General features: G+C 68.8%; 17 protein-coding genes and 1 tRNA gene. 16 read left to right on the top strand and 2 right to left on the bottom strand.

The window, feature by feature from the left end:
- Positions 1 to 189: 189 nt before the first annotated feature.
- The 10 genes from WMF26_RS15150 (at position 190) to WMF26_RS15105 (ending at position 13,460) form a co-directional block, all read left to right on the top strand.
- Positions 190 to 786, top strand: coding sequence for a hypothetical protein (locus tag WMF26_RS15150; protein WP_438000904.1), 597 nt, complete (start codon positions 190 to 192; stop codon positions 784 to 786).
- A 39-nt stretch (positions 787 to 825) separates the two neighbouring features.
- The gene (locus WMF26_RS15145; RefSeq protein WP_438000903.1) at positions 826 to 3,069 is read left to right on the top strand and encodes a type VI secretion system Vgr family protein; all 2,244 of its coding nucleotides are present in this window, start codon (positions 826 to 828) and stop codon (positions 3,067 to 3,069) included.
- 756 nt (positions 3,070 to 3,825) lie between these two features.
- The gene (locus WMF26_RS15140; RefSeq protein ID WP_438000902.1) at positions 3,826 to 4,299 is read left to right on the top strand and encodes a hypothetical protein; all 474 of its coding nucleotides are present in this window, start codon (positions 3,826 to 3,828) and stop codon (positions 4,297 to 4,299) included.
- A gap of 621 nt (positions 4,300 to 4,920) precedes the next feature.
- Positions 4,921 to 5,054, top strand: a tRNA-Arg gene (locus tag WMF26_RS15135).
- 132 nt (positions 5,055 to 5,186) lie between these two features.
- A complete protein-coding gene (locus WMF26_RS15130; protein ID WP_438000901.1) occupies positions 5,187 to 6,782 on the top strand; it encodes a TROVE domain-containing protein in 1,596 nt (531 codons plus the stop codon).
- Between the two features lie 168 nt (positions 6,783 to 6,950).
- Complete coding sequence (locus WMF26_RS15125; protein WP_438000900.1) at positions 6,951 to 9,617, top strand: DUF2169 family type VI secretion system accessory protein; 2,667 nt, start codon at positions 6,951 to 6,953, stop codon at positions 9,615 to 9,617.
- Positions 9,604 to 10,668, top strand: coding sequence for a pentapeptide repeat-containing protein (locus tag WMF26_RS15120; RefSeq protein ID WP_438000899.1), 1,065 nt, complete (start codon positions 9,604 to 9,606; stop codon positions 10,666 to 10,668). The genes WMF26_RS15125 and WMF26_RS15120 overlap by 14 nt, the downstream gene beginning before the upstream one ends.
- An 18-nt stretch (positions 10,669 to 10,686) precedes the next feature.
- On the top strand, positions 10,687 to 11,355 hold the full coding sequence (locus WMF26_RS15115; protein ID WP_438000898.1) for a DUF3540 domain-containing protein: 669 nt from the start codon (positions 10,687 to 10,689) through the stop codon (positions 11,353 to 11,355).
- Positions 11,356 to 11,377: 22 nt separating this feature from the next.
- A complete protein-coding gene (locus tag WMF26_RS15110; RefSeq protein ID WP_438000897.1) occupies positions 11,378 to 11,770 on the top strand; it encodes a DUF4150 domain-containing protein in 393 nt (130 codons plus the stop codon).
- A gap of 472 nt (positions 11,771 to 12,242) precedes the next feature.
- Entirely contained in the window at positions 12,243 to 13,460 is a 1,218-nt protein-coding gene (locus tag WMF26_RS15105; RefSeq protein ID WP_438000896.1) for a hypothetical protein, read from the top strand.
- A gap of 303 nt (positions 13,461 to 13,763) precedes the next feature.
- Here the strand turns inward: WMF26_RS15105 and WMF26_RS15100 are convergent, their stop codons facing one another.
- Positions 13,764 to 14,945, bottom strand: a complete 1,182-nt coding sequence (locus tag WMF26_RS15100) for a hypothetical protein (protein ID WP_438000895.1) — start codon at positions 14,943 to 14,945, stop codon at positions 13,764 to 13,766.
- A 146-nt stretch (positions 14,946 to 15,091) separates the two neighbouring features.
- The gene (locus WMF26_RS15095; RefSeq protein WP_437561932.1) at positions 15,092 to 16,339 is read right to left on the bottom strand and encodes an aspartate kinase; all 1,248 of its coding nucleotides are present in this window, start codon (positions 16,337 to 16,339) and stop codon (positions 15,092 to 15,094) included.
- A 395-nt stretch (positions 16,340 to 16,734) separates the two neighbouring features.
- On the opposite strand from WMF26_RS15095, the gene WMF26_RS15090 reads away from it, so the two are divergent.
- The 6 genes from WMF26_RS15090 to WMF26_RS15065 all read left to right on the top strand — a co-directional run bounded on the left by WMF26_RS15090 (position 16,735) and on the right by WMF26_RS15065 (position 24,653).
- Entirely contained in the window at positions 16,735 to 17,919 is a 1,185-nt protein-coding gene (locus WMF26_RS15090; protein ID WP_437337723.1) for an ATP-binding cassette domain-containing protein, read from the top strand.
- A gap of 5 nt (positions 17,920 to 17,924) precedes the next feature.
- Entirely contained in the window at positions 17,925 to 18,659 is a 735-nt protein-coding gene (locus WMF26_RS15085) for an ABC transporter permease (protein WP_437946863.1), read from the top strand.
- Positions 18,660 to 18,667: 8 nt separating this feature from the next.
- Positions 18,668 to 20,509 carry a GldG family protein gene (locus WMF26_RS15080; protein ID WP_438000894.1) on the top strand — a complete coding sequence of 614 codons (1,842 nt, stop codon included), beginning with the start codon at positions 18,668 to 18,670 and terminating at the stop codon, positions 20,507 to 20,509.
- A gap of 27 nt (positions 20,510 to 20,536) precedes the next feature.
- Complete coding sequence (locus WMF26_RS15075; RefSeq protein WP_438000893.1) at positions 20,537 to 21,634, top strand: DUF4340 domain-containing protein; 1,098 nt, start codon at positions 20,537 to 20,539, stop codon at positions 21,632 to 21,634.
- Positions 21,635 to 21,976: 342 nt separating this feature from the next.
- Positions 21,977 to 23,782, top strand: coding sequence for a fatty acyl-AMP ligase (locus WMF26_RS15070; protein WP_438000892.1), 1,806 nt, complete (start codon positions 21,977 to 21,979; stop codon positions 23,780 to 23,782).
- Complete coding sequence (locus tag WMF26_RS15065) at positions 23,769 to 24,653, top strand: class I SAM-dependent methyltransferase (protein WP_061625092.1); 885 nt, start codon at positions 23,769 to 23,771, stop codon at positions 24,651 to 24,653. The genes WMF26_RS15070 and WMF26_RS15065 overlap by 14 nt, the downstream gene beginning before the upstream one ends.

Below are 24,653 nucleotides of genomic sequence, written 5' to 3'. Positions count from 1 at the left end.
AAGCGCCTGCTGATGATCCCATCGCCCAACGCGTCTCGCCCCCGATCTCTCGCGCTGCCCCCGGAGCCGCCGGGCGCACGCGTGGAGGGAGCCGGCGCGGCTCGCCCGGAGACGTCTCCGCCGGCCGGGCCGAGCGAGCCCCCCGCGCCCAGACCGACCGGCGACCCTGCCCCGCGCCGCGCGCCGGCGGTGCCCAGCTTCCTGCGCGCAGCGCCGACCGCCGCCGAGCCGCCCCGCGCCCCGCCGGCGCCGGCCGACCCGGCGTCGCTGGTCCCGCCGGGCATGCGCAAGTTCACCGATCTCCGGTCGACGCAGCCCACCTCCGACGCCGCGTCCTCCGCGCCCGTGCTGCCGTTCGGCCTCCCTGCGCCGCCGGAGCCCGCGCGCCTCGGCGCAGCCGCGGCCGAGGTGCCCAGGGGCATGCGCCACTTCACCAGCTTGACCGGAACGCAGCCGACGTCCGGAGCGCCCGCGGGCGCGGCGTTGCCGTTCTCGTCCAGCGCGCGCGCCGCGCCGGCTGCGCCCGCGGGCGCACCGCCGGGGCCGGCGCTGCCCCTCGAGCAGTACGCCGCCCTCTGCGCCGACCTCGCCGTCGCCCCCGCCAGCGCCGAGGCCCTCTTCGCGCAGTACGGGCTCCGGGAGCCCGAGGCGCGCCTCGCGGTGGACGGCTTCTGGCGCGATCGCCTGGCGCGCGACCAGGCGGCCTACCAGCGCTGGCAAGAGCTTTACTGGCAGCACCGGTCCCGCTCTTCTCCCGCCGGGAAGAGCCCGAACGAGCCGAAATGACCGCCGCGCCCGGCGGCGCGCCCCCGAGGAGACCCGACCATGGCCATCGACGTGCGCCTGACGTTCCCCCGCTCCGGAGTCACCGGCTTCGAGGTCCACCAGCTCGACTACAGGGACGCGCTCAACGAGCTCTTCGAGCTGACCCTCGACGTGGTGAGCACCGATCCGGAGGTCGATCTCTCCAGCGTGGTAGGCGAGGAGATCGTCGTCGAGCTCGACGGCGAGCCCCTCCTCAAGAGGGTTCACGGCATCGTGCGGCGGGTGCGGCAGCTCTCGGCGGAGCCCACCGGCGTGTCGCGCTACGAGCTCGCCGTCGTGCCTCCGCTGTGGCTCGCCACGCGGGGCGCGGATCACCGCATCTTCCAGGGCCTCACGGCGGACGACGTCTGCAAGGTCGTGGCGGGGGCGTACGGCGGCCGGATCCCGGCGCCGCGATCGCGCATCGCCTCGCCGGACCGGCCGGCGCGCGAGTACCGCGTCCAGTACGGGGAGACCGACTTCGACTTCATGTTCCGCGCCCTCGCGGAAGAGGGCCTCATCTCGTATTTCGATCACGGGTCCGGGAGCAGCGACTGGGTGCTCACCGAGGACACGGCCTTCACCGACGGCGGCGCGCCCCGCGTGCCGTTCGTGCCGCCGGCGGGCGCCGGCATGAGCGCGGCGGGCCCGACGGTCTCGTTCATCGCGATCACCTCGTCGATCGAGACGTCGATGATCACGGTGCGCGACTACGACTTCAAGAAGCCGGAGTACGTCCTCGAGCAGCGGGCCGAGGCGTCGCAGAGGGCCTTCGTCCGCGAGGCGACGCTCGAGCGGTACGAGTTCTCGACGAACAGGTTCACCGCCGCCACCGAGAAGCACGGCGAGGCGCTCGCCCGGCGGGCTCTGGAAGAGGCTCGGTCGGAGCGGCGCGTCCTCGAGTGCCACACGAGCTTCGCGCTCGGCGCCGGCGGCCGCTTCACGGTCGAGAAGCACCCGCGCGCCGACGTCAACGGCCAGCTGCTCGTGATCCGGTCGCGCTGCACGGTGACGGAGGGGGCCGACGGGCACCCGGTGCGGCGGCACGCGCTCGTCTGCGTGCCCGCGGGCGACCCGTGGCGCCCTGCGCGCCGGCCCAAGCCGCGCATCTTCGGCACGCAGACCGCGTTCGTGGTCGGCAACAAGGCCGGCGTGGACGAGATCGACGTCGACGAGCACGGCCGCGTCAAGGTCGAGTTCCGGTGGGATCGCCGCGATCTGCACGAGGGCAACCCGACCCGCTTCGTCCGCGTCTCGCAGGGCTGGGCGGGGCTCGACTACGGCATGGTGATGCTGCCGCGCGTGAACGAGGAGGTCATCATCGCGTACCTCGACGGCGACCCGGACGAGCCCGTCGTCGTCGGCCGCCTGCACAACGCATGGAGCGCCTCGCCGCTGAAGCTGCCGGCGGAGAAGACGCGCTCGATCTGGAAGAGCAAGACGTCGCCCGGGGGCGAGGGGTTCAACCAGATCATGATGGAGGACAAGAGGGGCGAGGAGCTGCTCGAGCTCCACGCCCACCGCGACAACGTCGTCACGGTCGGCGCGCAGCAGGCGGTGGACGTGGGCGGCGACCAGAAGGTCCACGTCGGGGGCAAGCGGGGGGACCACGTCGAGGGCGCGGTCGAGGAGGACTACGACACCTCCCTGAAGACGACCGTCGGCGGGAAGCAGGAGACGACCGCGAAGGACGTGGTCGAGCGCTACGCCAGCCAGGACACCGAGATGGCGGGCAGGAAGCACACGAAGGCCGGCGCCGTGGACGAGGACTTCGAGAGCCTCGAGACGACGGTCGAGGGGCTGCACAAGGACAAGTTCGGGACGATGAAGCTGGAGGGCGGGGCCGTGGAGTGGCGGGTCGGCGCGCTCGACTGGGAGGCGAAGGGGCTCAAGTGGACGCTCGGCGGGGGCGGCACCATCAAGGCGCCGAGCTTCGTGATCGACGCGCCGGAGTTCAAGGTGACCAACGCGGGGAGCCACAAGGAGGTCAAGGGGTTCTGTGATACGGTATGCGCAGCATTGACGGACACGACCGCTCATAAAGCAGCATTTCTAACGACGGACACCAAGTTCGTAAAATTCGAACAAAAGGCTTTCGTCACCAGCGTCAACGTCGGCGTATTCAAACTGGATGTAACCGGCGCAAAGATCGACATGGCCGGAGCAAAACTTCAGAACAACTCATTCAACCTGAAGAAGATTGACACTGTCACAGACATGAATGCGCTCAAGATAGCTATAGCAGGAATTTTCTCGATCGCGTAGAACCGCCTTCGCTTGGCGCTGTTCGCCACATTGATGCTCGCCATCAATGCAGCGATGCGAGCCTGCGCCCGCCAAAGGACGCTATACTTCTACCCTTCCATAACCGAGGGCACTGGCTCGACATGGCTTTGTCTATATGATCCTCGGGTCACCCATGCTCGTACCCTGCCACCATCACCGCCGAGCCGAGCGAACTCCTGCTCGCTAAGGTTCCATAGAGAACCTCTCCCCAACACGATGTCCGGCTGACGCGGCGGCGTAATCAGCACTGGCGTAAACGACAACGGACGCCATGAACCGCATATACGACCGACCGCTTCATGCTCAGGCCGGCAGACACGCGCGTAGCGCCAGCGTCCTCTCAGCCAGAGCAATACGGCGAATGTGCCGGGAACAAGGACGAGGAGAATGTCCTCTTGGATCTTACCCGTCTCTGCTGTGCTAGACACCAACTCTTTCATATCATGAAAAATCAAGAGCAGAGGCCATATGGTGATAGCGAACATTGCTCTCGCCCACCTAGTAAATCTCCCGATGCGAGCCGGCGCCCGCCGCGGATCGGCCGCCACGTACACGACGAGCCACCACCGCCTCTTGACGCGTGGCGGATGCAGCGCAGCCCACACCGCGTCCGGCAACGCCACCCGCGCCCCGCAGTAGCCGCACGGCACGATCCGGCTCGACCCGTCCGCCACGAGCGGCCCGCCGCACTGGGTGCAGGCGACGTGCACGGGCTCCCGCGGCCGCTCCTCGGCCATGGCCGGCTCGTCGCTCACGAACCCGAGCACCGGGCTGTCCGGCGGCAGCCACGGCGGCTTCGGCAGGATCGCGCGCCCCGCGCCGCACGCGGCGCAGACGCAGCCCCCCTGCGGCGCGAGGCGCATCGGCCGCTTGCAGCGCGGGCACGGCGGCGCGTCGTGGCCGCGAAGCCACTCGACGTGCGGCCCCGGCGGCGGCCCCCCCTCGCCCCACTCCGGGCCGTGCCGCAGGTACCCGGGCGCGAACTGCACCACGTCCTTCTCGACGCCGCGCAGCGCCTCGTCCCAGGCCGACGGCGGCAGCGCCGACTCCATGAGGCAGCTCGAGCAGCGGCACCGGTCGGCCAGCGTGTTGACCGCCATCGGCGCGCTGCAGTGGGGGCACGGGCTGAGGAGCTCGATGCCGGCAAACTCGACGGTCGCGGTGCTCATCCTGTCCTGGGTCGACGGCGCGCTCGGGCGCGTTGCGTGAACTGTACACGAAGCGGCAGCGCGCAACGCGGCTCGGCGGCGCACCCCGCAGGCTCGACCACGACGACCACGACCTCACCCCCTCGTCTCGGAGCCCCTGCGGAGGCCGCAACCAATCCGCCCCCTCGTTTCGTGGGCCCCGCCCACATCGCGACCTGTCCGTTCCGTTGAAATCATGCCGCGCGACAGGTCGCGACCTGTCCGTTCCTTCAAAATTACGCTGAGCGATTGGTCGCGACCTATCCGTTCCGTCGAAATCATGCGGAGCGATTGGTCGCGACCTCCGCGCGCGCTCGTCACGAGCGCCCGCCACGGTCGCCACCCCCCGGCCCCCTTCCGGCCATCCGGCCGGTGCCGCGCCGGCCCCGTCCTCGGCCGTGCGCCCCGGCGCGCCCGCCCCACAGCCCCCATCGCTCACCGCCGGCCGGGCGGCGCGAGCTCCGCCGGCCACGGCGCGCCCCCGCGTCCCGCCGCGGCGCTCCCCCATCTATCCCAAGGTCTACGGTTTTATCCTCCAGGATAGGCCGCCCCCGAGCCCCGCGCTCGCTCCCCGCGGCTCCCCCCGGAAAACCCCGCCCGAGGTCGCCTGGCATCCTCCCTGCAATAACCCCTCAGCGTCCACGCCAGAGTAGCTCAGCGGTAGAGCGCGAAAACAACTCCGGACGGTGTTCTCCGGCGCGATGAGCGCCGGCAGTGAGATCCGGGGTTACTTCCCTCCTAAGGACGAGGTCGCGGGTTCGAATCCCGCCTCTGGCACAAGGGCGCAGCGCGGCAGTGAGCGTCACGGTTCCTTCGTTTTGACACGACAACCCCGTGACCACCCTTCTCCGCGCTGCGCCCGCTCTCTCGACCCCTCGCCGCGCGTGCGTCGAGGAAGGAGGTGTCCCCATGGCGTTCTTTCAGCATCTCAAGCGCAAGGCTCAGCGCGACGGCGTCTCGCACCTGAACTGGATGGGCGGGCGCTCCTACGACATCGCCGATCCGCTGAAGCGCCTCCGCCTCGCGGCCTCCTCGTGCTTCTTCGGCGAGCCCATGTACTACCACCGCGATCCGGCGGACCCGCGCCCGGCGAAGACCAAGAAGAGGGCCGCCGACCGCGCGCGCCTCTCCGACGCGGACGTGAAGCGCCTGCGCGAGACGCTCGGCGCCGTGGATCCGGCCGAGTGGCGCGCGCTCTCGCCCGCGGCGCTGATCGAGAAGGCCATCGACGAGGCGCTCGCGGCCGACCCGGAGGCGACGCTCGCCGAGGCGGCGCGGCTGCGCGAGGAGGAGCACCTCCGCACGACGCCGCAGGTCATCCTGGTGCGGGCGGCGAACGCCGCCGCGGTGCGCGGGACCGGCCTCGTGCGCCGCTTCGCGCCGCGCATCCTGAAGCGCGCGGACGAGCCGGCGGTCGCCTTCGCGTACCAGCTCTACCGCTTCGGCAAGCCGGTGCCGAACGCGCTGAAGCGCGCGCTGCGCGACGCCCTCCAGCGCTTCGACGATCACGCCCTCGCGAAGTACCGGCTCGAGGGCAAGGGGAGCAAGACCGTGGACGTCGTGAACCTCGTGCACCCGAAGAGCCCGAGCGTCGACCGCCTCGCGAAGGGCGCGCTCCGCGCGACCGGCCGCACCTGGGAGGCGATCGTCTCGGCCCGCGGCTCGAACCGGTGCGCGTGGCGCAAGGCGCTGCCGGCCATGGGCCACATGGCCCTCCTGCGCAACCTGCGCAACCTCATCGAGGCGGGCGTGCCGGCCGAGGCGTTCCTGCCGAAGCTCGTGGCGACGGCCGCGGAGGGCAAGCAGCTGCCCTTCCGGTACTACAGCGCCTACCAGGCGGTGAAGGGCTGCGCGCCGGGCGCCGTGCTCGACGCCGTGGAGCAGTGCCTGCACCGCGCGCTCGGCGAGGTGCCGCGCTTCCCCGGCCGGGTGATGGTGCTCTGCGACAACAGCGGCTCCGCGCAGGGCACCACCACGAGCAGCCTCGGGACCATGCGCGTCTCCACGATCGCGAACCTCACGGGGGTCGTGGCCGGGATGCGCGCCGACGACGGCCACCTCGGCGTGTTCGGCGACCGGCTCGAGAGCTTCGCGGTGCGCAAGCAGGAGAGCGTGTTCTCGCAGCTCGACCGCGCGGAGCAGATCGCCCGCACGATCGGGATGGCGACCGAGAACGGCGTGTGGCTGTTCTGGGATCGCGCGATCCGCGAGCGGCAGCGCTGGGACGCGGTGTTCGTGCTGAGCGACATGCAGGCCGGCCACGGCGGCCTCTACGGGTCGCGCCCGAAGGACTACGCGGGCTTCGCCTGGAACGGGCACTACATCGACGTGGCCAAGCTCGTCGCGGCGTACCGCGCGGCCGTGCACCGCGACGTGCGCGTGTTCCTGGTGCAGGTCGCCGGCTACCAGGACACGCTGGTGCCCGAGTTCTACGATCGCACGTACATCCTCGGCGGCTGGGGCGAGGGGCTCTTGCGCTTCGCCGCCGCGATGGCGCAGGCGTAGCGGCGCGCGCCGGACATGTGCGGCGGGATTCCGGCCGCTGCATTGACGGACGCGAACGGCTCGGAGACAGTGCCGCCGCGGCGCAGCACGCGGCGACCCGGCTTCACGGCCTCGCACCCCTCGGCGCGGGGCCGTGGGCATGCCGTCCCGCGGCGCGCCTCTCTCCCCATGAAGACGATCAAGCCCCAGAAGCTCGGCCTCCTCCACAGGGTCTTCGAGGATGGAAGCGACTGCTATCTGTCGGTCACCATCCTGGCCTTCTTCTCGTTCGGCCCCGAATCGGCCCTTTTGTCCGAGATCGATCTCTGGAAGTTCGCCGCGGCCGAGCTCGGCAGGGACGCCGTGCTCGACATGGGCATGCCCAAGCCGAGAGGAGAGCTCTTGATCTCCGGGCGGGCTTACCCGCGAGAGCGTCCAGCGCAGGCCTGCGCGGTGAGGGCGCGGCTCGGCGCGGTGGACAAGGCGCTCTACGTCATCGGCGACCGGACCTTTCGGCGCGGCGTGCCCACCGAGCCGGAGCCGTTCACCGAGATGCCGATCGTCTGGGAGCGCGCCTTCGGCGGCCCGGGGTTCGCGCCCAACCCCGTGGGCAAGGGTCTCCAGCGGATCGAGACCGAGGCGGGAGAGATCCACCCGCTCCCGAACATCGAGCTGCCGAGGCATCTGATCACCTCGCCGAGCGATCGCCCCGCGCCCGCAGGCTTCGGCCCGATCGATCTCACGTGGCCGCAGCGCTTCGCCAAGATCGGCACGTACGACCAGAAGTGGCTCAAGGAGCGGTTCCCCGGCTTCGCCGAGGACACCGATCTCGGCGTGTTCAACGCCGCGCCGGAGGACCAGCAGATCCAGGGGTTCTTCCGGGGGGACGAGCCGATGGTGCTGGAGAACATGCACCCGGAGAGGCCGGTGCTCGAGGCGGCGCTGCCGGGGATCGCGGCGCGGGCGTTCATCAACCGCAAGAGCGGAGAAGCGGAGACGTTCAGCGAGATCGCGACGCACCTCGAGACCGTGCACCTCTTCCCGCACGCCGAGCGCGGGGTGCTCCTGTTCCGCGGGCTCGCGCTCATCGACGAGGACGACGCGGCCGACGTGCTGCAGATCGTGATCGGCGCGGAGGCGCTCGGCGAGCCCAGGACGGTGGAGCACTACCGCGAGGTGCTGCGGCAGCGGCTCGACCCCGAGGCGGGGCACCTCGCCGCGCTGCGCGACGGCGATCTCCTGCCGCCGCTGCCCTCGGGCGCGCGGCCGCCGCGCGACAGGTCCGACGTCGAGCGGCTGCTGGAGAGCGACGATCTCCTCCGGAAGAACCTCCGGGACGGCGCGCGGCGCCGGGCGGAGGCGAACCGCCGAGCGGCGCGCGCCACCGTCGTGGAGCTCGGGCTCGACCCGGCGCAATTCGGCCTGGACCAGCCCGAGGAGCCGCCCGTCGAGGAGGCCATCCCCGACATCGAGGACCTGGGGCCGTTCGTCGAGGCGCTGGAGGCCCGCGCGGAGCGGGAGCGGGCCGAGGCGGAGAGCCGCCGGGCGAGCGCTGAAGCCGAGGCGCGCGCGGCCTACGCCGCGGCCGGGATGGACTACGACGCGCTGCAGGCAGACGCGATGAAGCAGGCCGCCGGCCCGCCGAAGTTCTCGGCGAAGGCCGAGCGCGAGCGGCTGGAGGATCTCGCGACGCTGCTCGCGAACGCCGGCTACCCGAACGCCGCGCTCGAGGAGACGCTCGCCGACCCCGACCTCGATCGGAAGCTCGCCGAGATGGAAGCGCAGGTGCTGGAGGGGTACCGGCAGACCGCGCACCTCGGCCCCGCGGCCGGCCGGCTCGCGGGCGAGGCCGCGCGCCGCGTCCGCGACGAGGTGGTCGAGGCGCACCGCGCGGGGCGCTCGCTCGCCGGCCGCGATCTGACCGGCGCCGACCTCTCCGGCCTCGACCTTCGCGGCGCGATCCTCACCGGCGCGCTGCTCGAGGGCGCGAGCCTCGCGGGCGCCGACCTGGAGGGCGCCGATCTGGAGCGGGCGGTCCTCGCGCACGCCGACCTCTGCCGGGCCGCGCTCCGCGGCGCGAGGCTCGAGGACGCGAACCTGGGGCTGGCGACGCTCCGGGGCGCCGATCTCTCCGGCGCGGACCTCTCCGGCGCCGTGCTCTACCGGGCGGATCTCACGGGGGCCTCGTTTCGCGGCGCGGAGCTCACCCTCGCCGACCTCTCCGAGGCCACGCTGCGCGACAACGACTTCTCCGACGCGCTGGCGCAGCTGCTCACGCTGCTCCGGGTCGATCTCGCGGGGTCGAAGCTCGCGGGCGCGGATCTCTCGCGGTCCACGTTCATCGAGTGCAAGCTCGGCGGCGTCGATCTCTCGGGCGCCCGGCTGATCTCGACGGCCTTCTTCTCGTCGGAGGGCCGCGGCGCCGTGTTCCGGGGCGCCGTCGCCGACAACCTGCGCATGGTCAAGGAGTGCGCCTTCGACGGCGCCGACTTTCACGGCGCCACGCTGACCGGCGCGAACCTCCGGGGGACGAGCCTCCCCGGCGCCGATTTCACCGAAGCGCGGATGAACGGCAGCGATCTCAGCGAGTGCGACCTGCGCGGCGCGAGGATGGCGTGGATCGCGGCGCGCGAGGCGCGGTTCATCCGCGCCGAGCTGTCGGACGCCGATCTGACGAACGCCGATCTGATGCTGGGCGTCCTCCAGAAGGCGAGGCTCGCGGGAGCCGATTTCACCGGGGCCAACCTCTTCCGGGCCGATCTCGCGAAGGTGCTCGGCGACGACCGGACGCGCTTCGAGGAGGCGAACGTCCGGGAGGTGCGGTTCGTGCCGCGGAGGCAGCGTGGACAGGGCTGAGCTCATCGCGGCGATCCAGGGCGGCGAGACGATCGCGGGCGCCCGCCTCGACGGCGAGGACCTGAGCGGCGCCGACCTCTCGGGCGGGCTCTTCGAGCAGGTGAGCTTCAGGGGAGCGCGCCTCGCCGGGGCCTCGTTCAAGGAGTCGATCCTCACCGCGTGCGATCTCAGCGAGGCGGATCTGACAGGCGCCGACCTGCACCACGTGGCGATGCACCGGTGCGTGCTCGCGCGGGCCACGCTGGTCCGGACCCGCTGGGCGGCCGCGCAGGTCGCCGCGTCCGATCTGTCGTCGGCCGACCTCTCCGAGGCGGATCTGATCATCGCGGCGTTCGCGCAGTCGCGCTTCCACGGCGCGAGGCTCGCGCGCGCGAGCCTGGATCGCACGGTGCTCGTCGACGCGGACGTGGCGCACGTGGATCTCTCGGGCGCTCGGCTGGAGTTCACGCACCTCGTCAGGGCGGACATGACGACGGTCGCGCTGGCCGGGGCGCGCTGCCGGAGCGCGGTCTTCATCGGCGGCCGGTTCGCGGGCATGGACCTCGCGGGGCTCGACCTCACCCTCTGCCAGTTCACCGAGGCGGATCTCACCGGGGCGAACCTGACCGGCGCGATCCTCGCGCAGTGCGGCTTCAAGGGCGCGAAGCTCACCGGGGCCCGGCTCGACGACGCCAGAGCGGAGAACGCGATCTTCGTCGAGGCCGATCTGCGCGGCGCGAGCCTCCGCGGCGCGTCGCTCAAGCAGGCGATCTTCGTCGACGCCGAGCTCGGAGGCGCCGATCTATCGAGGGCCGGCCTCGAGCAGAGCATCTGGCACCGCGCGCGCTGCGAGCGCGCCCGGTTCCCGGGCGCGGAGCTCACGTACGCCGACTTCTCCCATGCCGACGTGCGGGGGGCGGATTTCACGGGGGCCACGCTCTTCCGGGCGCGCTTTCACCGGACGCGGGACGAGGGGGCCGTGTTCACCGGCCGCGCGCTCGCGCTGGGCGACGACGAGCCGCTCGCCGAGGCGGAGACCTGGCAGGACGAGCGTCGAGGCAAGGCCGGCTGAGCCGGCGCGGGAGGCGTGATGCGAAGCAACGTTGCGAGGAAGCTCGAGAGGATCGAGACGGTCGAGCCGGAGGCCGCCTACCAGGCGGTGGGGCGCGTGGTGCGCGCCGCGGGCACGGCGTTCGTGGTGGCCGCTGGCGCCGCCGAGATCGAGGCGCGCCGCGCGGTGAGCTGCATGGTCGAGCCCATGGCCGGGGACGAGGTGCTTGTCTCGGTGCTGCCGGAGCGCCGCGCCTACATCCTGGCCGTGCTGGAGCGGGAGAGCAGCGACGTCAGCGTGGTGCTCGAGGGGGACCTGCACGTGAAGCTGCCCCGAGGGCGGTTCGTGGTCGGCGCCGCCGAAGGCGTGACGCTCGCGTCCGGCAAGGCGGTGGGGGTGGTGGCCGGCGAGCTGAAGGTCAACGCGCGCCTCGGCAGCGTCCTCGTCGAGAGCCTGTCGTACCTCGGGACGGCCGTGCAGGCCGAGATCGAGAAGGCGAAGGTGAAGGCGGCGGCGTTCGACGCGTCGGTGGAGCGGGTGACCCAGCGGCTGAAGCGGGTGTATCGCTTCGTCGAGGAGTTCGAGCAGCTCCGGGCGGAGCGCGTCGACTACGTGGCGAAGAAGAACATGAGCCTGCGCGGCGAGAACACGCTCGTCACGGCCGAGGAGCTGGTCAAGCTCGACGGCGCGCAGATCCACCTCGGCTGAGCAGAACGGGGGTTGAGAAGCGATGTTTGCGAATTCACAGATGATGGGCGTCGATCTGGGGCTGCCGGACGTGTGCTTGACGCCCACGCCCGCGCCTGTGCCCGTGCCTTACCCGAACATCGCCGCCGGGCCGATGGGGGTGCCGGCGGTCTACAACGTGCTGTTCATGGCCGCGCCGGCGCACAACCTGGCGACGACGATCCCGCTGACGAACGGGGACAACGCCGGGATCGCGATGGGGGTGGCGTCGGGCACGGTGATGGGGCCGAGCCGGCACCTGACCGGGGCGTTCTCGGTGCTGATCCGCGGGATGCCCGCGAGCCGGCTGACGAGCATGTCGCTCCAGAACAGCACGAACTGCCCCGGGATGCGCGTCGTCCCGAGCCAGGTGAAGGTGCTGATGCTGGCGCCGTGAGGGGGGCCGGCATGGCGCTGAAGGGATCACGGCGTGCCATGGCCCAGATCCACGTCGTTTTACAGGGGTGTTGGTCATGCGAGATCGATGGCTTCGGTGCTGTTCCCGCCTTCTCCTCGTTGCGTCTGCAGGGACCGGAGCGGGGTGCGGGCTGCTCCTGGGATTGAACGAATTCGAGGATGCTCCGTCGTCGGAGTCCGGGGGGACCGGAACCGGAGGCGAGCTTGCAACCTGCGAACCAGGCGAAGCTGTAAGCTGCTACGAGGGACCGTCCGAGACGAGAGGAGTCGGCATTTGCAAGGACGGGAAGACAACGTGCAGCGATGAAGGCAAGACCGATGGGGAATGCCGAGGGCAGGTCATGCCTGTTCCGGAGACTTGCGCCGACACGCGGGACGAAGACTGCGATGGGAGCGATTGCGTTCTGTGGACAAAAATCTTCGGTGATATCAGCAACCAAAGCGTGACCGGCGTGACCATCGACAAGGATGGAAACATCATCCTGGCAGGCACATTCTCCGGAAAGTTGAGCTTCGTTCAAACTGCACCCCTGGAGGCAAGCTCCCCAACGGTCTACCTGGCCAAGTTCGACTCAGATGGAAACCACATTTGGAGCAAGAGCTTTGCGGACAGCCTCACCAGCGCACAAGCACTAGCAACAACCAGCAAGGGGAACATCATCCTGGCAGGCAGATTCAAGGAATCTTTCACATTGGGAGACACAACACATAACGCGACCGAAGAGTACGACGAAGCCGTCTTCATAGCCGAGTTCGACGCGAACGGAGCACCACTCTGGAGCGCCATGCACGAGGACGGAGAACAGGGTACAGACGTCGCCGCTGTCGCCGTCGACTCATCAGATAGCGTCATCCTCTTTGGAAGCAGCTACTGCCACCAGGCATGCAGCTTGCCGTTAGAGAGACTCTGGCTTCGGAAGTATGACCAAAACCGAGCGGTTGCATGGTCCAAAGGATTCACATACACCGAGGTCGGCGTCCGCCGGCCTGGCAGCGTCACCATAGACACGTCCGACAACATCCTGATCACAGGTTGCTTTGACGAGTCCGAAAACTTCGGCGGAGGCCTGATTTCATCCAATGGTGGGGCAGACGCCTTCGCTGTCAAATTTGACCCCGCGGGAACTCAAATATGGGCACGCAATTACGGCGACAGCGCTAGCCAGTGCGGCACCAGCATCGCAACCGACAGATCTGACAGCATCATCGTTGCAGGCACATTCACCGGAACCATACGAATCGGAACCAGACACTACTCGTCCATCGGAACGCAGGACACGTTTCTACTCAAGCTAGACACAGACGGTTCCCCCCTGTGGCTCCAAACACTCGGAAACGAGAATCGCACGTATGCACCCACCGTCACAACCGACGCGCTAGGAAATATAGGTATCACCGCCGAAACAACAGGGGCCATTGGTCTCGGAGGTAAGGTTTTGATGCCCGGCGGGGCAGCCGACATCTTGCTGGCCAAGTTCGGACCAGACGGCGCCCACGGTTGGAGCAAGCTCCTCGGCGACGCGGCAGATCAGCGCTCGCGCGCTCTGGCAATCACTGACGAAGGGGAGATTGTTCTGGTCGCAAATGTACAAGGAGCAATCGACACCGGCGCCGGCAAGCTCTTCTCAGCCGGTGGATTCGACATCCTGGTAGCCAAGTTCGCCCCCTGACAGTACTTGCAACATCTGAGGCGATACCTCCAGCCGACCGAAGCGCACACTGACGCGATCACATGCAGCGCAACCAAACCTCTCGCCGACAAGCAACGTAGCCCTGTCAGATCGGGCTCGGGTTTCTCCCTCTTTGTGGTTCACGGGAATCCTCGACATAGGCTTCGATCGCGCGACTGGCGCCCGTTCTTGAACCTCCCCGGCCCGTGGGGGACCTGGTACAGACTCACTCGAGCGCGCTGTTCTCCGCCCAATTTCGAGGTTCACATCCGCCAGTTCTCCACAAGAAGGGCGAACCCCGAGTCAGGGGCACACCAAGTTGTCCTCGACACAATCATCACTCGGAGGATCGATATCAGTGCACTTGTTCGTCAGCTGCAAACTCCAGATACAGAAGTTCTTGTAGATAAAACCGTCGACCCGATTGAATGTGACATTCACGTCCGAATAGACCGGTCCCTGGTGGCAAGCGCTCTGCGCGCCGCCGATGTAATAGACCTTGTTACCCACCTGTACGAGCCCGCCCTCGGTCCCATTCTCAACGTGAATATTCCCATAGGACCCAACGACGGTCTCCTCGCCCATGGTATTGGTCCGCAGCACCGGGGATAGCGATCCTTCCAGCCGGACCTTCACTCCTCCCCACTTGTGATAAAAAGGTGTCTCCGTGGGTGAGCTGAGCTTCACCACTTCGTCGGCTGTGAGGACGTGGGGCTCCGGGACATCAACACGACCGGTTCGCATGGCGCTCTTGATCCACTCGATCTGGAACTGCCCGATCGCGCTCTGGGGGATGAGCTCGGGGCTCGTGCCGCAATCCTGTCTACAGTTGCTCGCATTCTCCGGCGGTTCGCTGGCGGAATCGCACGTCAGATCGCCACAGGCGTCTCGGCAGGACGAAGAGCTGAAGTAAGTCGTCTCTCCAACGACATCGAGCACATCGCCCGGCGCGACGTCGTCAGGGAAAGGATCGCCCGCCGATGCGCTCTCGAGGCTCGGGCAGACGGGCTCGCCGTTCCCGTCGGTCGTTGCTTTGCTGCGGGAGACCGCCAGGATGCCCGAGTTGGCCGCAGTCTCTTCGAGACCCGGGCTGGAGAGAAACACCCCCCAGAGACAATCTCCGGAATTCGTATCGTCGAGGAAGAACTTCCGGCTCATCGCCACGACGCCCTTCAGCTCGACTACGGTGTCCCTCGGCACGACCTCGGTGGTGATCTCCTCGATCGTCACCACCCGCGCCGGCGGATCCTCCGTCCCTCCCCCGCCCCCACCGGCGCTCCCCGTCGTGGCCGCCCCCGCCTCGCCCTGGTCGCCGCCCGCGCTCGCCCCTGCCCCGCTGCCGCCCGCGCCGGTCGTCCCTCCCGGCCCCCCCGGACCCGTCGACAGGCTGCTGTTCCCCTCCGGCTGACACCCGCCGGCGCCCACGAGCAGCGCCACTGCGCAGAGCGCGCCTAGCCCCAGCAGCCCGACATCCCTGCTACGCATGCGAACCTCCACGACGAGAAAAACAACGCCGTGCGCCCCTCGCGGAGCGATCGCGACGCCATAACGCAGCGCGCTGCGAGCAGCCGCACCGACCATGTCGGTGAGCCGCTCACAGCGAGCGCATTACGACCGTAGCACAGGTTTCGTTACGCTTTGTTGCCGAGCCCGAAGCCGTCGTGCAGCGCGCGGACGGCGAGCTCAGCGTACTTCGTCGAGACGAGGCACGAGATCTTGATCTCGCTCGTGGAGATCGCCTGGATGTTGATCCCCTCGGCCGCGAGCAGCTGGAACATCCGCGCCGCCACGCCGGCGTGCGTGCGCATCCCGAGGCCGACGATCGACACCTTCACGATGTCCTCCTCGTAGCGGATGCCCACCGCGCCCACGCCGCCGGCGATCTTCTCCATCACCTGCTTGGCCCGCGGAAGATCGGCCTTGCCGACGGTGAAGGTCACGTCGGCCTTCACCTCGCCGGCCGCGCCGCGCGCCTCCAGCCCGTAGCTCGGCGCGTTCTGGATGATCATGTCGACGCTGATGTTCTCCTCGGCCAGCGCGCCGAAGATCTGCGCCACGACGCCCGGCTTGTCGTCGACGCCGACCAGCATCACCCGCGCCTCGTTGCGGTCGAGGGCCACGCCCGTCACCGTCACGCTCTCGAGCGACTGCTCCTCGCCGACGACCCACGTGCCCGGCACGTCCGAGAACGACGACCGCACGTGCACCGGGACACCATACTTCATCGCAACCTCCACGCTCCGTATCTGAAGGACCTTCGCGCCCAGCGAGGCGAGCTCCAGCATCTCTTCGTAGCTGATCCGCTCGATCTTCCGCGCCGTCTTGCAGATGTTCGGGTCCGTCGTGTAAACGCCGTCGACGTCCGTGTAGATCTCGCACTCGGCGCCCACCGCCGCCGCGATCGCCACCGCGCTCGTGTCGCTGCCGCCGCGCCCGAGCGTCGTGATGTTGCCCGCGTCGTCCACGCCCTGGAAGCCGGCGACCACCGCGATCTTCCCCCCCGCCAGCGCCTCGTGCAGCCGCTGGGCGTCGATCGCCTTGATCCGCGCCTTCGTGTACGCGCTGTCCGTCAGGATCTTCAGCTGGTGGCCGAGGAAGCTCCGCGCCTTGCCGCCCTGCGCCTGGATGGCGATCGCCATCAGCGCCGCAGAGACCTGCTCGCCGGTCGCCGCGAGCGCGTCCATCTCCCGCGCGTCGGGGACAGGCGCGATGTCCGACGCCAGCTTGAGCAGCCGGTTCGTCTCGCCGGCCATCGCGCTCACGATGACCACGACGTCATGGCCGGCCTGCTGTGTGGCGAGCGCCCGGGCGGCCGCCCGCTGGATGCGCTCGATGGACCCGACGGACGTGCCGCCGAACTTCTGGACGATGAGGCTCACGCGAGGTGTGGCCAACTAGTCCAACATGGACGCCCGGGTCAAGAGGAAATTTGACAGGGCCGTGAAGCAAAGCCGTGAAGCAAACGAACACGGCACGACCAGGACATGCCGGAGAAGCGCCGCCGTCCCGCCCACCCACGTCAACCGTGGATACCCCGGACAACCACGCCCGGCGCGGGCCCGACCGACGGGAATAAACCCCCGGCTCAGCCGCTTCGGGTCGGCGCTGTTGACACAGATCCCCCCGTCGCTACGATGGCGCCCCCTTCGCCTGGGTAATGGGCGATCCAGGGGGCCCCGACGGCGAGGTCGCCGGTGAGGGGCGGGGGATCGCCAAGGGCGAACCGCGGAGCAGGGCGCTCCGCTTCTCAAGGAACCATCGTAAGGAGGTCATTTTGGCTAGCGATGTGATGATCGAGGCGAGCTCGCTGACCAAGCGCTATGGGTCGCTGCGCGCGCTCGACAAGGTGAGCTTCGAGGTCCATCGCGGCGAGGTCGTCGGCTTCCTCGGACCAAACGGGGCCGGCAAGTCGACGACGATGCGCATCCTCACCTGCTTCATCTCGGCGTCGGCCGGGACGGCGCGGGTGCACGGATACGACGTCTTCGACGAGCCGCTCGATGTCCGGCGCAAGCTCGGGTACCTGCCCCAGCGCGCCCCGCTCTACGGCGAGATGAACGTCTGGGAGTACCTGTCGTTCGTCGCGGACATGCGCGGGCTCGACCAGTCGGTCTTCAAGAAGCGGATGAAGGGGATCGTCGAGGTGTGCGGCCTCGCCCAGGTGCTCGGCAAGGACATCGGCACCCTCTCCCACGGCTATCGCCAGCGCGTCGGCCTCGGCCAGGCGCTCGTCCACGACCCGCCGATCCTCATCCTCGACGAGCCGACGAGCGACCTCGACCCGAACGAAAAGGCGGAGGTCATCCGCTACATCAAGGAGATCGGCAAAGAGCGGACGATCCTCCTGTCCACCCACAACCTCTCCGAGGTCGAGGCCGCCTGTGCCCGCGCCATCATCGTCTCCAAGGGGCGCGTCGTCGCCGACGGCCCGCTCGACGACATCCGCGCGAAGAGCGGCAAGGTCCGCTACGTCGTGACCGTCCACGAGAAGAAGGTCTTCGAGGGCGGCGACGGCTACCGGTCGGGCGCGCGCAAGCCCCCGACCGCGCAGGAGGTCCAGGAGGCGCTCGCCGGGCTGCCCGGCGTCACCAGCGTGACCGAGCTGCCGACCGACGACAGCGCCCACAGCTTCCAGCTCCTCGGCGCGCTCGGCGGCGACATCCGGCCCGAGCTCTTCCAGCTCATCGTGCAGAAGGGCTGGCTCCTCCTCGAGATGCGCCGCGACTCGCAGAGCCTCGAGGACGTGTTCAAGGCGCTCACGCGCGGCGACGAGCGCAAGGACCGCGGCCGCCGGCTGATCACCGACGACCTCGACGACGAGGACGAGGCGAGCGCCGCGGACGACGAGGACGAGGACGACGAGGACGAAGACGAGGAGAGCGCCGGCGACGAGGCGAAGAGCGCCGGCGACGAGGACGAAGGCGCGGACGACGAAGCGCCGGCGAAGAAAAAGGGCTGAACGGCATGAGCACCACCCTGACCATCGCGAAGCGGGAGTTCCGCTCCAACTTCGATTCCCCCCTGGCCTATGTCGTGATCTGCTTCGGGCTGATCGCGCTCGGCGTCACCTTCTTCTTCATGAACGGCGGCTTCTGGCAGGCGGACCGCGCCTCGCTCGTGCAGCTGTTCTCGTGGGCGCCGATCGGGCTCTCCTTCCTCATCATCCCCGTCATCACGATGCGGCTCCTCGCCGAGGAGAAGCGGAGCGGCACGCTCGAGATGCTGATCACCCTGCCCGTGCAGGACCACGAGGTCGTCCTCGGCAAGTTCCTCGGGGCGTGGGGGCTCGTCCTCGTGCTGGTCTTCTCGACCATCCTCTACCCGATCCTGATGTTCACGTGGCCCTGGCACCTCGGCGCGCTCGACACCGGTCCGGTGGTCGCGGGCTACATCGGGCTCGTGCTGTACAGCGCGGCGGCGGTCTCGATCGGCCTCCTCATCTCGTCGCTGACCGAGAGCCAGGTGATCGCCTTCTTCATCACCTTCCTGCTGCTCGGGTTCCTGCACGGCGTGGACAACCTCGCCGACTACGCCCCGTCGGCCATCCGCGACGTCCTCTCCTTCATCAGCTTCGACACCCGCCTCACGCCGTTCGCGCGCGGCATGGTGTCCACCCGAGACATCGTCTTCTTCCTCTCCGTCACCGCGGGCTGCCTCATGGCCGCGTTCAGGGCGCTTGAGCGCAGGAAGTGGGCGTAAGGATTACCATGGAACGCAAAGCCAAAGCCGCGACGCAAACAGGCGTCTATCTGGCCATCGTGGCCGCCATCCTCGTGGTGGCCAACGTCATCTCGCACGGCGTTTACAAGCGCTTCGACATGACGAAGACCGAGAGGTTCACCCTCTCGAAGGGCTCGGCCCACCTCGTCCGCGAGGGGCTCAAGCAGGATCTCCAGATCGACGTCTACGTCACCCGGGGGCTCCCGAAGCACGAGGCGTTCATCCAGGACCTCACCGACCTGATGAACGAGTACGAGCAGGCCTCGAACGGCAAGCTCCGCTACGCGATCATCGAGCCGAAGACGGACGAGCAGCGCGCCGCCGCCAAGGAGGCGGGCCTGCAGGAGGCCGCGTTCGGCGAGGGGAGCGAGACCGGCCAGGACCAGGCGACGATCACCCGCGGGTTCATGGGCATCGCCTTCAAGTACGGCAGCGAGAAGGAGGCGATCCCGATGCTCTCGCCCGATCAGGGGCAGGGCCTCGAGTTCTGGATCACGAACACCATCCGGGAGATCCGCGACAAGGCGGACGGCATCGACACGAAGATCGGCGTCGTGACCGGCAAGGACGAGATCAAGCTCACCGACCCGAACCTCGTCGCCTCGCAGGGCGGCCGGGGCGGCCCGTCGATGCGGGCGCTGCTCGAGCATCACTTCCCGTTCTACAAGTTCGAGGACGTCGACCTGAAGGGCGGCGACGCCGAGATCAACAAGGAGCTCTCCGGCCTCGTCATCACGCAGCCGGGCAAGGAGTTCACCGAGAAGGAGCTGCGCCGCATCGACCAGTTCCTGATGCTCGGCGACAAGTCGCTCGCCGTGTTCGCCGGCGCGGTGAACCTCAAGGCGTCCGACCCGTCGATGAAGGCGACGCTCAACACCTGGGGCCTCGAGAAGCTGCTCGACGGCTACGGCGTCGAGATGAAGAAGGAGGCGATCCTCGACTGGAGCCGCTCGATGGCCATCCCGGTCCAGTCGCAGTCGGGCCAGCTCATGTGGTTCCGCGCGCCGGGCATCCTCCAGCTCCAGGAGGACAGCCGCTTCGACGAGAACGAGCAGATCCTCGACTCGTCGTTCCCCGGCTTCTTCCGCCTCCCCGAGCTCGCCTTCCCCTTCCCGTCGACCCTCGTGCCGCACCCGGAGAAGCAGCCCGAGGCGACGATGAAGGTCGTCGCGCGCTCCACCCCGAAGACCACGGCCGACACGTCCGAGACCATCGACATGAAGTTCTCGGCCGACTGGAAGCCGAAGGGCGAGTACGCGCAGCGCGCGATCGGCGTGACGGTCGAGGGCAAGCTCAAGAGCGCCTTCGGCGGCCAGGAGGGGCTCGGGATCACCGCGCCCGCGGAGAGCGCGGCCCCGAGCCGGATCCTCGTGCTCTCGGCGTCGCAGTTCCTCGCGAACCCGTTCGCCCGCGCGGGCAACCCGCCCCCCATGCCGCCGCAGATGGCGATGATGGGCGGGATGGGCGGCGACGAGGACCTCCTGATGCTCTCGCAGCCCTACGCGCAGAAGTACCTGACCGCCACCATCCTGGCGTTCAAGAACACCCTCGACTGGATGGCGGGCGACAGCACGCTGCTCGCGGCGACCGCGAAGATGTTCGGCGAGACCAACCTGACCTACGCGGACATCGAGAAGCCGAAGCAGGAGGCCACGGACGACGAGGCCGCGCTGGCCAAGAAGGCCGAGGAGTACCGGGCGGAGCGCAAGACCGTGCAGCAGCGCGTGCAGTGGACGCTCACGCTCCTGCCGGCGGTCCTCTTCGCTGCGTTCGGCATCGTCCGGTGGCGGCGGCGCGAGAGCGCGCGCGAGAACATCACGCTCGACTGAGCCAGAGCCCCATGGGGTGAAAGAGCCATGAAGACCGAGCACAAAATCTACATCGCCCTCGTCGTCCTCGCGCTCCTCGGCGTCGGCGTGTTCCTCACGCAGAAGCGGCAGAAGGACCAGCTGGCCGCCCACTCGGCGACCGCCGCGACGGCGGACCTGCCGAGCGTCGGGGTCTCGAAGGACGACGTCGAAAAGATCACGAAGATCTCGATCAAGAACGCCGACAAGTCCGACGTGACGCTCGAGAAGAAGGGCGACACGTGGGAGGTCACGAAGCCCGTGAACGCCAAGGCGAACACGGCGAACGTGCGGAGCCTGCTCGACAACCTGAAGGAGCTCAAGCTGAAGGAGGTGATCGACAGGACGAGCGGCACCTACGGCCAGTACGAGCTCACCGACGACAAGGCCGTCCACGTGGTCGCGTACAAGGGCGACGAGAAGGCGCTCGACATGTACTTCGGCAAGAGCGGGTCGCGCGGGCAGATGTCGCGCGTCGAAGGCAAGGACGGCGTCTACATCGCGGGCGGCTACTCGAGCTACCTCTACACGCGGGAGCCGAAGAACTGGCGCGAGAACTCGATCCTCAAGTTCGAGGACGAGAACGTGGTCCAGGTCTCGGTCGAGAACAAGAACGGCCTGTTCAGCTTCTCGAAGAACGGCGACAAGTGGGCCGGCACGTTCGCGCCTCGCGACAAGGGCGGCAAGATCGGCGCGGCCTCCGCGAAGTGGGAGAAGTTCGACGAGGCGAAGGTGAAGGACCTGCTCCGGGCCTTCAAGGGCCTCGGCGCGGAGGACTTCGGCGACGGCAAGTCGGACGCCGACACCGGGCTCGACGCGGCGACCACGAACGGCGGCATCATCACGATCAAGCTCAAGGACAACGCGGGCGACCACACGATCAAGGTGGGCAAGACCGCGAAGGGCCAGAGCCGCTACGCCGTCAAGGAAGGCGGCGACGGCACGATCTACGTGCTGTCGTCGTGGTCGGCCGACTGGGCCCTCGCGGACCAGAAGCGGTTCGAGAAGAGCGAGAAGAAGGACGAGAAGCCCGCGAACCCCCATGAAGACGAGGCCGCGGGCCACATGGGCATGCCGGGCATGCCGGGCATGGACGACGGCGAGTAGCCGGCGACATCGCGCGGGAGATCGGGAGGCGCCGGGCGACCGGCGCCTCTTCGTTTTTTGTGCGCCGAGGCGGGCGGCCGCCCGCGCCGCGCGAAACCCGGTTCGCACACCGGGGCCGATGTGACGAATATTCGACGCACTCTGCGCACGGATTTTCGTCACCCGGGACGCCACGATCAGACGGATTCATGAGCTCGCATCGCGGAATCAGGCCCAAACCAGGATTCCATTGTTTTCTGTTTGCCCTGGCCCGGATTTCGCTTATGGCTGCGCTCACTCAAGCCCCGGGTGTCCTTGTCGGACGGACACCTACGTCCGACCGGTCTGAGTCAGCAGAGAGCCATGCGAACGTTCGTCGAAGTTCTCCAGCAAAATTCGGTGCACGCCGACCGAGCGATCACGTTCATGCGCAGCTCGGGGGAGGAGCGGTCGGTCAGCTACGCCGAGCTCTGGCTCGAGGCGCGGCGCAGGGCCCACGCGCTGCGCAAGCTCGGGCTCAAGAAGGGCGACCGCGTCGCCCTGATCCTGGCCGAGGCCGACGAGTTCGTCCTGACCTTCGTGGGCGCGCTCACGGCCGGCATCGTCGCGGTCCCGATGTATCCGCCGCAGTCGCTGGCGAAGCTCGAGGCGTACAGCGAGACGGTGCAGCACATCCTCGCCGCCTCCGGCGCGCGCGTGCTCGTCACGAACGAGCCGCTCAAGGAGATGATCGACGCCCACCTCGCCGCGAGCGGCGACGGCCCGGCGGCCCTGCGCGTCGTCCTGGAGCGCGAGCTGCGCGAGCCCGAGGGGTTCGACGCGTCGGACGCGGCGGAGCCGTGGCGGGTGTCCCTCGACGACCTCGCGTTCCTGCAGTTCACGTCGGGGAGCACCTCGCGGCCCAAGGGCGTGATGGTGACCCACCGCAACCTGACCGTGAACAGCCACGCGATCATGTTCGACGGGCTGCGCTCCACCCCGGAAGATCGCGGGGTCAGCTGGCTGCCGCTCTACCACGACATGGGGCTCATCGGCTTCGTCATCGCGCCGCTCTACGCGCTCGTGCCGGTGCTGTTCCTGCCGACGACGGCGTTCATCCGCCGCCCCTCCCTCTGGCTCGACGCGATCCACAGGTTCCGCGGCACGATCACGTTCGCCCCGAACTTCGCCTTCGCGCTGGCGACGCGCGCCGTCACCGAGGCGCAGGCGGGCCAGTGGGATCTCTCCTGCCTGCGCGCGCTCGGGTGCGGGGCCGAGCCGATCCAGGCCGACGTGCTCCGCGCGTTCCTCGATCGCTTCGGCAAGCAGGGGCTCCGCCCGGAGAGCATCCTGCCGTCGTACGGCATGGCCGAGGCCACGCTGGCGATCACCTTCAGCGACCTCGCGGCCCGGCTCACCACCGACCGGGTGGACGCGAAGGCGATGCAGTCCGGCAAGGCGCGGCCCGCGAACGGCGGCGCGTCGCTGGAGCTCGTCTCCTGCGGCCGTCCCCTCCCCTGCCACGAGCTCATCATCGCGGGGCCCGAGGGCGCGCCGCTCGGCGAGCGCGAGGTGGGCGAGATCTGGGTGCGCGGCCCGAGCGTCGCCGCCGGGTACTTCAACGAGCCGGAGGCGACCAAGGCCGCGTTCGGAGGGGGCTGGCTGCGGACGGGCGATCTCGGCTATACCGTCGCCGGCGAGGTGTACCTCTGCGGCCGCTCGAAGGATCTCATCATCCTCGGCGGCAAGAACTATTTCCCCCAGGACATCGAGCGCGTCGCCTCCTCCGTGGAGGGGGTGCGCGAGGGCCACTGCGTCGCGTTCTCGTGCCTCACGGCGTCGGGGGCCGAGCGGGCGGTCGTCGTCGCCGAGGTCAAGCGCGGCGTGGCCGGCGTGGCGCAGGCGATCCTCCAGGCGGTGCGCGCTCAGCTCGGCGTCCAGCTGTCCGAGGTCGCGCTCATCAAGCGGGGGACGCTGGCCAAGACGTCGAGCGGCAAGGTGCGGCGCCGCGAGATGAAGCGGCGCTTCGAGGCCGGCGAGCTCGAGGTCGCCTCGGACGTTGACGAGGGCGTCACGCCCTCCCCCCAAGCCGACGCGGTCCGCGCGAGCGGAGCGGCGGCGCGAACCGAAGGGGGCCGCGCGGGCGGCGCCCCGGCACGTGTCGAAGGAGTCATCGATGGGATCCAGTAAGGCCGAGGTCGAGGTCAGCTACGACGTCTCGAACGAGTTCTTCAGGCTGTGGCTCGACGAGCGCATGAACTACACCTGCGCCGTCTACGAGTCCCCCGAGCAGTCGCTCGAGGCCGCGCAGCTGAACAAGCTCCGGATCCTGTCGGACTTCGCCAAGGTGGGGCCCGAGAAGAAGGTCCTCGACATCGGCTGCGGGTGGGGCGCGGCCCTCGAGTACGTGGCCTCGACGCGCGGCGTGAAGCGCGCGGTCGGCGTCACCCTGTCCACCGCGCAGGCCGCGGAGGTGAACGCCCGCAAGATCCCCGGCGTCGAGGTGATCGGCGGCGATTTCCGGACCTTCGCGACGCCCGAGCGGTTCGACAGCCTGATCTCGATCTGCATGATCGACCACCTGTGCTCGCCGGAGGAGGCGCGCCAGGGCAAGGCGATCGACATCTACCGGGCGTACTTCAAGAAGGCCTGGGAGCTCACGAACAAGGGCGCCTGGTTCGGCCTCCAGACGATCCTCCGCAACCGGACGCCGCGGATGACGCCCTGGGGCGGGCTCCCGGCCGGCACGAGGCAGGAGCTGGAGGACATCTACTTTGTCACCAAGGAGATCTTCCCCGGCGGCTTGAACCCGCGGCTCGAGGACATCATCCAGGCGGCGAACCCCTACTGGGAGGTGATGCAGGTGAACACGCGGCGCGAGCACTACCAGCGCACCACCGCGGAGTGGCTCCGCCGGCTCAGGCTGAACGAGAAGACCATCCGGTCGACGTGGGGGGACAAGGTCTTCGACGACTACGATCGTTACCTGTCGACGTGCGTGAACGCGTTCGACAAGCACTACAGCTCCCTCGCTCAATACGAGCTTCGCAGGATCGACTGA

The organism is Sorangium sp. So ce185 (genome assembly GCF_051526825.1).
In the GTDB taxonomy this organism is placed as follows: domain Bacteria; phylum Myxococcota_A; class Polyangia; order Polyangiales; family Polyangiaceae; genus Sorangium; species Sorangium cellulosum_D.
This window is presented reverse-complemented; position numbering and strand designations above follow the sequence as displayed.